This window comes from Microvirga zambiensis WSM3693 (assembly GCF_016735695.1).
In the GTDB taxonomy this organism is placed as follows: domain Bacteria; phylum Pseudomonadota; class Alphaproteobacteria; order Rhizobiales; family Beijerinckiaceae; genus Microvirga; species Microvirga zambiensis.
In genome coordinates this window covers 21831-30970 of sequence record NZ_JAERQD010000060.1, presented here as the reverse complement: position 1 = coordinate 30970, position 9140 = coordinate 21831, and the positions used below count along the sequence as shown (strand labels likewise).

The window sequence follows — 9140 nt, the reverse complement described above, 5'->3', positions numbered from 1 at the left end:
TGACCTCCATCGAATCTTCGCAAATCCGACGGAATCACAGGGGCTTGAGGCCACTCAACCTTTTTCAGTCAGCCTCTAAGACCAGGCCGATCGTGCGACCAAATGTTCGCCCTGCCCCGCTTGCGAATTGTATATCAATCCTTATATCAGGCTTACCCCAGCGGACAGTATTGTGGACTTCGATCGCGGCGGGCGTCACCGCCAGCGTCGATGTAGTCGTGTTAGGACGGATGTAATCCAATACGGCTTGATCCTGTGCTCGCCTGACGATGCGAGCGCCCGTCTGGTACCCTATCAGCCCAGGCCCGTAGCTGGCGCGGCAGGAGATGCAAGGCATTCCGCCCGTTGACCCCGGAGCCTAGGCTTTTCCATTGTCCCTCAGACGCCGTTCAGGCGCTGGTTAGGGCAGCCTGAACCCTACTGGCTTCCTCTGTGGATTGCAGCAACGAGCCGTTCGGCAGCGACCACTGCTCCGTCGCTGCGGATCGTCTTGGCGATGATGGCCGCTCGTTCGTGGGTCTCTGGCGCCAGCGCTGTTCTAAGCGGAGCCAAGAGCGTCCCGGTTTTCAGGATGGGACCATCGTGCGCCGCACCGATACCGAGTGCGCTGACCCGGCTGGCCCAATACGGCTGGTCGGCGACTTGGGGCACCACCACCTGAGCCGCGCCAGCGCGGGCAGCCGCCGTGGTTGTTCCGGCGCCGCCGTGGTGCACGACGGCGGCGACCCGTGTGAAGAGCGCCTGCTGGTTGACCTCAGCGACAGCAAAGCAGTCTTCCTGACCATCAATAAGGGCCAGATTGGCCCAGCCCTGGGCGATAATGACGCGCCGGCCCTGCGCGCGGACTGCCTCGATGGCGATGCGGGCAGGGTCTTCCGTGGCGTGCATGGCCATGCTACCGAAGCCGACATAAATCGGGGGATCGCCAGCATCCAGAAACGCCTCAAGCTCGGCCGGGAGCGGGCGCGTATCCGGCAGGATCCAGGCCCCGGTCTGGATCGCGGCGGTCAGGTCGGTTGGCTGCCATGGGCTCAAGGTCGGATCCGATGCCAGCCACGGGCGATGGGTGAAGACGTAATCGCGGACATTGTCGAGGGTCGGCAAGCCGATTGAGGCGCGGTGGGTGTTGATCGCCGCGCCGAAGAGCGCGTTCTTTGCCTGGGCGTTAAACTCCCAAAGGGCCAGGTTGTCGGTCACCTCCAGCGGGTGTGGCCAGCCCGGATATTCCATGGGCGGGTGGTGCGGTGACGGCACCATGAGCGGACAGAAGGCCGCCCAGCTAAAGTGGATCCCCAGCTTCTCAGCCACGGACTGAGCGGCCGCCACGGATGGGAACAGGCCGGTTGCGACGATGGCATCGCAGCCCTCGGCCGCCGCAGCGATCGCATCGAACTGGGCCGGAACCATCTTCGCCGCGAGCTCGGGCAGACGCAGACCTGATTGTTTCGCCTGCGCGATCCACAGGCGCACGGGCATGAAGGCCGGTGCCAGCGGCAGGCCCTCTCGCTTCAGGAGTTCGACGAACTCCGCATCGGCCGGGGCAGATACCAGCGGCTCGACACCCATCGACTGCAAGGCCCGGCCAAGTGCCCCCAGCGGCTGAACATCCCCACGCGATCCATAGGTCGACAACAGCACACGCATCGTCACGACTCCCTCATGTGTGATCGAGGGCAGCGTTTATGCGACATGTCTGGGGGCTTGCCACAAGCCGGGGGTCCGCTACAAAACAAGAATGAGAGGGGTGATCGCTCTTCCATCTCCGTTCAGGCTGTCAACGAACGCTCGCCAAGCAATGCTGCGATCGCGTGGAAAGTCGCCTATGGAGAACTAACGATCGGGCGCCTGAGACTGAAGAAGCTTCAATGTGCTCAGCGCATCACCAGTCGCAGCGAAAGCAGCCGTATTGTCGAAGATGCACCATGCTGCCCGTCCGGCGCTCGCATGGTCTTCAAGAGTCCTGGCGGTTTGCGCGATGCTCTCTTGCGAGTAAGCCGAGTAGTACATTCTCGGCGACCCATGCAGGCGGTAGTACACCAGCCCAGTCCAGCCGCCCGGAGTACCGGCACTCGGATGGGGCTTGGGATCGGCCGCCACCCGGGCGATCCGATACTCAATGAGGAAGGCATCGACATCGGCTATGAACCATGACGCATGCCGGGGCTCACAGACGACGTCCCCATTGAAGGACCTTCGGAGCCGCTCAACAAACGATCGCATGCCCTTGGGGTCGAACTTCAGGCTCGGGGGAAGTTGGATGAGAACTGGTCCAAGCTTGGATCCTAATCCGGCGATTTCTCCCAGGAAGCGCTGCAACGGCTCGTCGACATCGCGCAGACGGTATTCGTGGGTGATCGTCCTCGGCATCTTCACGGCAAAGCGGAAATGCTCCGGGACATCACCAGCCCAGCGCTGATAGGTCGACACGCGATGCGGGCGATAGAACGAGGAGTTGATTTCGACGCTGTCAAACCGGTTCGCGTACCGCACGAGATGGCTACCCTCGCTCGGGAAGGCATTGTCGTACTGCTTTGGGATCGCCCAGGCGGCGGTCCCAACATAGATGCGGTGCTCACTCATACCCGACATCAGGGCACCGGGCTGCCAAGATTAGCCTCGCTTGAGCTTCCCAGCCGCCGCATCGAGCTTCTCGCGACTGTTCCCGTGCTCTTTGATCAACTCCTCAGCCTGCGCAACACTGATGCCGTGCTTCCGCGCAAAGTAGCCTACTTCGTACCCTTCGCCGCCGGCGACCCGGCCCCGGTCCGCACCACCGCGATTGGCTTTGTCATCAGACATTCGATTACTCCATACACAACAACCCCGACTCCAAAATGCGCCACAATAGAGGGTAGTTTCATGGGGCATTAACCGCACCGGAGAGTCCTGTGGAGAACTCGGAACGAGTCATTTCAGGGCGACGTTCCTGACTCGTGAGGGTGCCGGTCAAGGTTGCCAGACTTGTCACACAGTAGCGTATCGTTGGGAGTTCTACCCATGGCTGAACGGACGGTTTGGAAAGGCCACATCAAGCTCTCTCTCGTGTCCTGCGCGGTCGGCCTGTACCCCTCGACATCGTCGGGCGGGAAGATCCGTTTCAACACCCTCAACCGCAAAACTGGGAACCGGGTGAAGCGCCAGTTTATCGACAGCGAGACCGAGGAAGTCGTCGAGAGTGAAGACCAGGTCAAAGGGTTCGCGGTCGGGAAGGGCAGCTACATCCAGGTCGAGGACGAAGAACTTGACGCCCTGAAGCTGGAAAGCACCCACACGATCGATATCGAGAGCTTCGTGCCACGAGAGGAGGTCGACGAGCGCTTCCTCGATACCGCCTACTACATCGCCCCGACCGATAAGGTGTCCAACGAGGCATTCTGCGTCATTCGCGATGCCATCCGCGACAAAGGCATGGCTGGCATTGCCCGCATTGTGCTGGCGCGGCGCGAGCGAATGATCCTGCTCGAGCCCTTGGATGAGGGGCTTGTCGGCACGACGCTGCACGCGGCCGACGAGGTTCGCGACGAGGATAAGGTCTTCGACGAAATCAGTGAGGTGAAGTATCCCAAGGAGATGAAGGATCTCGCCGCCCACATTATCGACAGCAAGGCAGCCCACTTCGATCCGAAACAATTCGATGATCGCTATGAGGAAGCGGTCGCGGAGTTGCTGAAGTCAAAGCAGGCTGGCAAGCCTGTGAAGGAGCAGGCGTCCGAGAAGCCTTCCAACGTCGTCAATCTGATGGATGCGCTCAAGCGCAGTGTTTCGGCGGAGAAAGCAGGATCTGCGGGCAAGAAGGTTGCTTCGACGAAGAAGCCTGCGTCGAAATCCAAATCGGCAAAAAAGCCCCCACCCAAGGCGAAGGTGCGCAAGGCTGGCTAGGCCCGCCGAGTTGTGTTGCCTAGGAGTGTGCCATGGCTGCGGGATCATCTAGTATGAAAGCCAGGAAAGCGCCGTCGCGAAGCCGAAGCGCCAAGAAAAGAGCCTCTGGTTCTCTCTCGACTTACCGGGCGAAACGCGACTTCTCCATCACGAGCGAACCCAAGGCGAAGAGAGTCAAGTCTCAGGGTAACCGCTTTGTGGTGCAGAAGCATGATGCGCGCCGCCTGCACTACGACCTGCGGCTGGAGCTCGACGGGGTTCTCAAAGGTTGGGCGGTGACGCGGGGCCCGAGCCTGGTTCCGAGCGAGAAACGCCTCTCAGTCCACACAGAAGACCATCCCCTGCAGTACATCGACTTCGAGGGCGTCATCCCGGCCGGTCAGTACGGCGGTGGGACCATGATCGTCTGGGATCAGGGCCGCTGGATTCCGGAAGGCGACCCACATGCCGATTATGCCCGTGGCCGTTTGACGTTCTCTCTCGAGGGCGAACGCCTCAAAGGCAAGTGGCATCTCGTGCGGACCCGCGGCAAGCCCGGCGACAAGAACGAGCAGTGGCTGTTGCTAAAGTCCGACGATGAGGCTGCCCGCACCTCGGAGGATCCCGACATCCTGGAGGAGGAGACGACGTCGCTCAAATCAGGCCGGACCATCGAGGAACTGGCCGCTCAAGGCGACATCCGTGTGGATCACGCTGCACGCGCAAAGGTGGCTAGATCCGGGTCGGAGAGATCGCGGCGTCCCTCGAAGGTCAAAGGTGCGAAGAACGGCATTCTACTACCCTTTGTCGAGCCAGCCTTGGCCCAACTGGTTGAGAATGCCCCAAGGGGCGGCAACAACTGGCTTCACGAGATCAAGCTCGATGGTTATCGTATGCAGGCCCGCATCGAAGGCGGCGATATCAAACTCCTGACACGAAAGGGGCTTGATTGGACTGCGAAGTTCAAGCCAATCGCAAATGCCCTCAAGGAAATGAAAATTCCATCGGCGTTGCTCGACGGCGAAATCGTCGTGGAGGACGAGGCAGGAGTTTCAAGCTTCTCGGCGCTGCAGAAGGAGCTCAAGGGTGGGAAAGGCAAGCGCTTCGTCTATTATGTCTTCGATCTGCTTTATCTCGACGGCGAGGACCTCAGGAAGGCGGCATTGGCGGGCCGCAACGCGGCCTTGCGGCTTCTGTTCGATGACCTGCCCCAGGTTGGCGCTATCCGCTTCAGCGACCATCTTGAGGAGGATGGTGCAACACTCGTCAGGCACGCCTGTCGAATGGGTCTGGAGGCGATCATCTCCAAGCGCGCCGATCAGCCCTACAGATCAGGCAGAGGCGACGATTGGGTCAAGTCGAAATGCACGCAACGCCAAGAACTGGTGATCGCAGGCTACCTCCCATCGACCGCGAGCAAGAAAGCAGTGGGCTCGCTGGTCATGGGAGTCTATGAAGCTGGCAAGCTTATTCCTGTCGGTCGTGTCGGCACAGGTTTCACATCGGAGGTAGCGGGCGCTCTCTACAAGACTCTCACCTCGATTGAGATGAAGGCCTCGCCCTTTGCTAGCAAGATCCCTGTGCTGCAAAGCACGAATGTCACGCTCACCTCGTCTTCAAAGAAAGCGTGAGGCCGCGTAATGAGTGGCGACGATTTTGGGGAAAGCAGCCACCGCTCACAGATAAAATAAACAGTCACGCTTCAAAAGTATGCCGTTAAGCTTATTTAGCTGTTGCAAAGGATAAATAAAATTCCTATTTGCCTGTCGTCGGCGAATTGAGCTTACGTTATTCTCAAGCTGCTTTCGAGCAGAATGCTTAACGTGGCCGTTCCTCAATCTGTTCTCTGGCGAAACTGGACGAGTTCATGCCTGCTGTTGCTACCTACAGCTTGACCGGCAACGCGTACATTGATGGTTTCCTGGGCAACCTGAAATGGGCGGTCAACAATCTCAATTACAGCTTTCCGGCCAGTGCCTCCTATTATGGCAGTGCATATGGAGACGGAGAGCCTCTCAGTAATTTCGAAGCCCTGAATGCCACGCAGCAGACCTCGACCCGGGCTGCCCTGAAGCTCTATGCCTCGGTTGCCAATCTCAGCTTCACCGAAGTGGCGGAAACAACGGCGCAGCATGCGGATCTGCGCTTTGCAATGTCGGACACGCCCATCACGGCCTGGGCCTATTTCCCGACGACGAATACCGCAGGCGGGGATGCATGGTTCAACAATTCGAGTGACGCTTATGACACCCCGCAGAAGGGCAACTACGCCAACCTGACCTTCATCCATGAGATCGGCCACGCGCTCGGGCTCGAGCATGCGCACCAGCACTTTGTCATGCCGCAGGATCGCGACTCGATGGAGTACACGGTCATGAGCTACCGTTCCTATGTGGGCGCCTCGACGACCATGGGCTACGTCAACGAGAACGCTGGCTATGCTCAGTCGCTCATGATGTATGATATTGCTGCTCTCCAGCACCTGTACGGCGCCAATTTTGCCACCAACGCTTCCAACACGACCTATGGCTGGAGTCCAACCACTGGCGAGATGTTCGTCAACGGCGTCGGCCAAGGCGCGGCCGGGGCAAACCGGATCTTTCAGACGGTCTGGGATGGCGGTGGCACTGACATCTACGATTTCTCGTCGTATACGAGCGGCCTCAAAGTCGATCTCCGGCCCGGCGAGTGGACGGTCGCATCGACAGCCCAGTTGGCCAGGCTCCATTACAACGGATCAAAGGTCGCTACCGGCAACATTGCCAATGCCTTGCTCTATAACAACGACACACGCTCCCTGATCGAGAATGCGACCGGCGGGTCCGGCAATGACACCCTGATCGGCAACCAGGCCGTCAACATCCTGAAGGGCGGCACCGGAGCCGACACTCTGTCTGGCAGCGTTGGAGACGACGTGTTGGATGGCGGCACTGGGAGCGATACTGCGCTGTTTAGCGGGGATCGCGCGCACTACAGCGTCACGCAGCTCACGGACGGATCGGCCCATATTGTCGACCATCGGTCGGGTGCGCCCGATGGCGAGGACATCGTCCGGGGGATTGAATGGTTTCAGTTTCTCGATGGGCGCTACTCCGTCGAGGAACTCTTGTCCGGAACGGCAGTGACGAGCCTCAGCCTGTTGACCGTCCCAGTCGAGCCGTCGATCACTTCGCCAGCTGAACCAACGGTCACGCCCTCGGCGTTTGTCACGCCGGATCTCACTGTGTCGGGCGGTGCCGGCAACGACCGGCTGAACGGCAACATCGGCAATGACACGCTCGTTGGCCGCGGCGGCAACGACGTCCTGCATGGGAGCGCCGGCGGCGACCGGCTCGATGGAGGAACCGGTAGCGACTATGCCAGCTATGCTGGCGCGGGTGCCGGAGTGAGGGTTGATCTTCTGACGCGCTCGCTCAACACCGGCGACGCGACAGGCGATATCTACGTGAGCATCGAGAACTTGGTCGGCAGCGCCCATGCCGACGCACTGCGCGGCACCAATGCCGCCAACGTCATCAGGGGCGGTGGAGGGAGTGACACGCTGACTGGGCGGGGCGGCCATGACACCCTGGAGGGCGGCGCCGGTGATGATGTCCTCGTCGGCGGAGGTGGACACGATATCCTCCGTGGTGGCACAGGGCGGGACAGCTTCATCTTCAAATCCGTTGCGGAGTCGCGGACCTCGAACATCGACACGATCAGGGATTTCGCTCGTGGTCAGGACCACATCGACCTGCGTGGCATCGACGCCAGCACCAAGGCAAGCGGCAACCAAGCCTTCAAGTTCATCGGCAAGGCCGCCTTCAGCGGGAAGGCGGGGGAGCTCGGGTTTTCAGGCGGTGTGCTGTCCGGCGACATCAATGGCGATAAGGCCGCAGACTTTCAAATCAAGGTCGCTGGGCTCACCACCCTCGACAAAGGCGATTTTTATCTTTGAGTTCGCGGCCATTCTCTGAATAGACGGATGCGCGGGATCGGTGAAGGCTCGTGGCGGACTGGTGCTTCCCCAAAATAGCCGGCATCTACCAAATTGATGCGCGCTGGGAGCGTTGATACATGGCGAAGTATTGCTCAGTCGCCTAGCAAGACAATTCCAAAGTCCAGTGGAACCGATTGCCGTTGACTGCGGTTCGCAGTCAGGAGACCACTGACGCAGCCCCCATGAACGAGCCGAGATACGGATTTTCATTGGCAGTTTTGGCACTTTTATTGATAGCCGTCTGAAACACCGCCTATTGGTTGCTTGGCGTCAAGTGGCGCTGCGCTGTTTCTTTGGGGAAGCGGCCACGCTGGGGACCATATTGGTTGTGCGGCATGCTCGCATGCCCGAGCTCAGATTGAGGTTGGGTCGCCGCCACTGCATCATCCTAATCTTGAGTGCCGGAGAAATTGGCTCGGTCGGCGGCCCTATCACGACGCGCTGGAAGGTCTTCGATTAAAATAAGGACGGCGGTGGCTGTTTCGCTGGTTCTGTCGCAAATCCGGAGCAGGGATGAGATGGTAGCAGGAGACTGTGATCCGCTCATGCGGCGAGTAGGTCAAACTGTTCGGCGAGCGACGGCTGCGGATCGCGGGCGTACTTCGCCTGTCCCTTGCGCATCATGTGAACCATCTCAATCCCACTTAGGATCAAACGGGCAGTGACCGCAGACTGGAAACCAAGCATAGGCCGAATGCGCCTCTTTATGACGCGGTGGTCCTGCTCAATGCGATTGTTCAGATAGGCACTTTGCCGGATGCGAATGGGTTTCAGTTCACGCCGCGATCCGTTCTCGAGCCGGTCTGCGGTATCGCAGGACAAGATCGCCTCGCGGTTGGTCTGGCTGCCGTCGATCACGATCCGCTTGGGACGGCCATGCCTCTTCAGTGCCTTGCTCAGCAACCGTTTGGCAGCAGCAAGGTTTCGTCGCTCACTGAACCAGAATTCGACTGTGTCTCCACTGCTGTCGATGGCGCGGTAGAGATACGTCCAACGCCCGCGCACCTTGATATATGTTTCGTCCACGTGCCACCTCCTGGTGACCGCCTGCTTGCGGCGATTGAAGCGCTCAAGCAGTTCGGGCGAGTACCGGACAACCCAGCGATGCACGGTCGCATGATCAACGGAGATGCCGCGCTCGGCCATCATCTCTTCCGAGTTCCGGAGGCTGAGATTGTAGGCAAGGTACCACCGCACACAGAGAAGGATCACCGAGCGATCGAAATGCCTGCCCTTGAACACGCCACCCTCCGTCCCTAAACCAAGGTGGCATTAGCTGAAACTTTGAAACAAAAAGTTTGCG

The 9140-nt window shown here is 59.7% G+C and carries 7 protein-coding genes; 3 read left to right on the top strand and 4 right to left on the bottom strand.

All coding sequences use genetic code 11. The annotated features are described in order from the left end of the window. Positions 1-417: 417 nt before the first annotated feature. From JKL46_RS28285 to JKL46_RS28275, 3 genes are all read right to left on the bottom strand, one after another. Positions 418-1644, bottom strand: a complete 1227-nt coding sequence (locus JKL46_RS28285; protein ID WP_201839814.1) for a glycosyltransferase — start codon at positions 1642-1644, stop codon at positions 418-420. 186 nt (positions 1645-1830) lie between these two features. Beyond that, positions 1831-2589 (bottom strand): DUF72 domain-containing protein, encoded by a 759-nt coding sequence (locus JKL46_RS28280; protein WP_201839810.1) that lies wholly within the window; start codon positions 2587-2589, stop codon positions 1831-1833. 21 nt (positions 2590-2610) lie between these two features. Then, positions 2611-2799 (bottom strand): DUF3606 domain-containing protein, encoded by a 189-nt coding sequence (locus JKL46_RS28275; protein WP_201839808.1) that lies wholly within the window; start codon positions 2797-2799, stop codon positions 2611-2613. Between the two features lie 198 nt (positions 2800-2997). Here JKL46_RS28275 and ku point away from each other — a divergent pair, with 198 nt between their 5' ends. From ku to JKL46_RS37005, 3 genes are all read left to right on the top strand, one after another. After that, the gene (gene ku / locus JKL46_RS28270; protein ID WP_201839807.1) at positions 2998-3879 is read left to right on the top strand and encodes a non-homologous end joining protein Ku; all 882 of its coding nucleotides are present in this window, start codon (positions 2998-3000) and stop codon (positions 3877-3879) included. Positions 3880-3911: 32 nt separating this feature from the next. Then, positions 3912-5489 (top strand): non-homologous end-joining DNA ligase, encoded by a 1578-nt coding sequence (gene ligD, locus JKL46_RS28265; protein WP_343074139.1) that lies wholly within the window; start codon positions 3912-3914, stop codon positions 5487-5489. Between the two features lie 236 nt (positions 5490-5725). Continuing rightward, positions 5726-7795 carry a M10 family metallopeptidase C-terminal domain-containing protein gene (locus tag JKL46_RS37005; RefSeq protein ID WP_201839798.1) on the top strand — a complete coding sequence of 690 codons (2070 nt, stop codon included), beginning with the start codon at positions 5726-5728 and terminating at the stop codon, positions 7793-7795. 585 nt (positions 7796-8380) lie between these two features. On the opposite strand, the gene JKL46_RS28255 is transcribed toward JKL46_RS37005, so the two are convergent. Next, positions 8381-9079 (bottom strand): IS6 family transposase, encoded by a 699-nt coding sequence (locus JKL46_RS28255; protein WP_201839795.1) that lies wholly within the window; start codon positions 9077-9079, stop codon positions 8381-8383. Positions 9080-9140: the final 61 nt, after the last annotated feature.

Excerpts from the sequence above, each read along its gene's own strand:
- JKL46_RS28285 (WP_201839814.1), bottom strand. The coding sequence starts at position 1,644 with ATGCGTGTGCTGTTGTCGACCTATGGATCGCGTGGGGATGTTCAGCCG.
- JKL46_RS28280 (WP_201839810.1), bottom strand. The coding sequence starts at position 2,589 with ATGTCGGGTATGAGTGAGCACCGCATCTATGTTGGGACCGCCGCCTGG.
- JKL46_RS28275 (WP_201839808.1), bottom strand. The coding sequence starts at position 2,799 with ATGTCTGATGACAAAGCCAATCGCGGTGGTGCGGACCGGGGCCGGGTC.
- ku (WP_201839807.1), top strand. The coding sequence starts at position 2,998 with ATGGCTGAACGGACGGTTTGGAAAGGCCACATCAAGCTCTCTCTCGTG.
- ligD (WP_343074139.1), top strand. The coding sequence starts at position 3,912 with ATGGCTGCGGGATCATCTAGTATGAAAGCCAGGAAAGCGCCGTCGCGA.
- JKL46_RS37005 (WP_201839798.1), top strand. The coding sequence starts at position 5,726 with ATGCCTGCTGTTGCTACCTACAGCTTGACCGGCAACGCGTACATTGAT.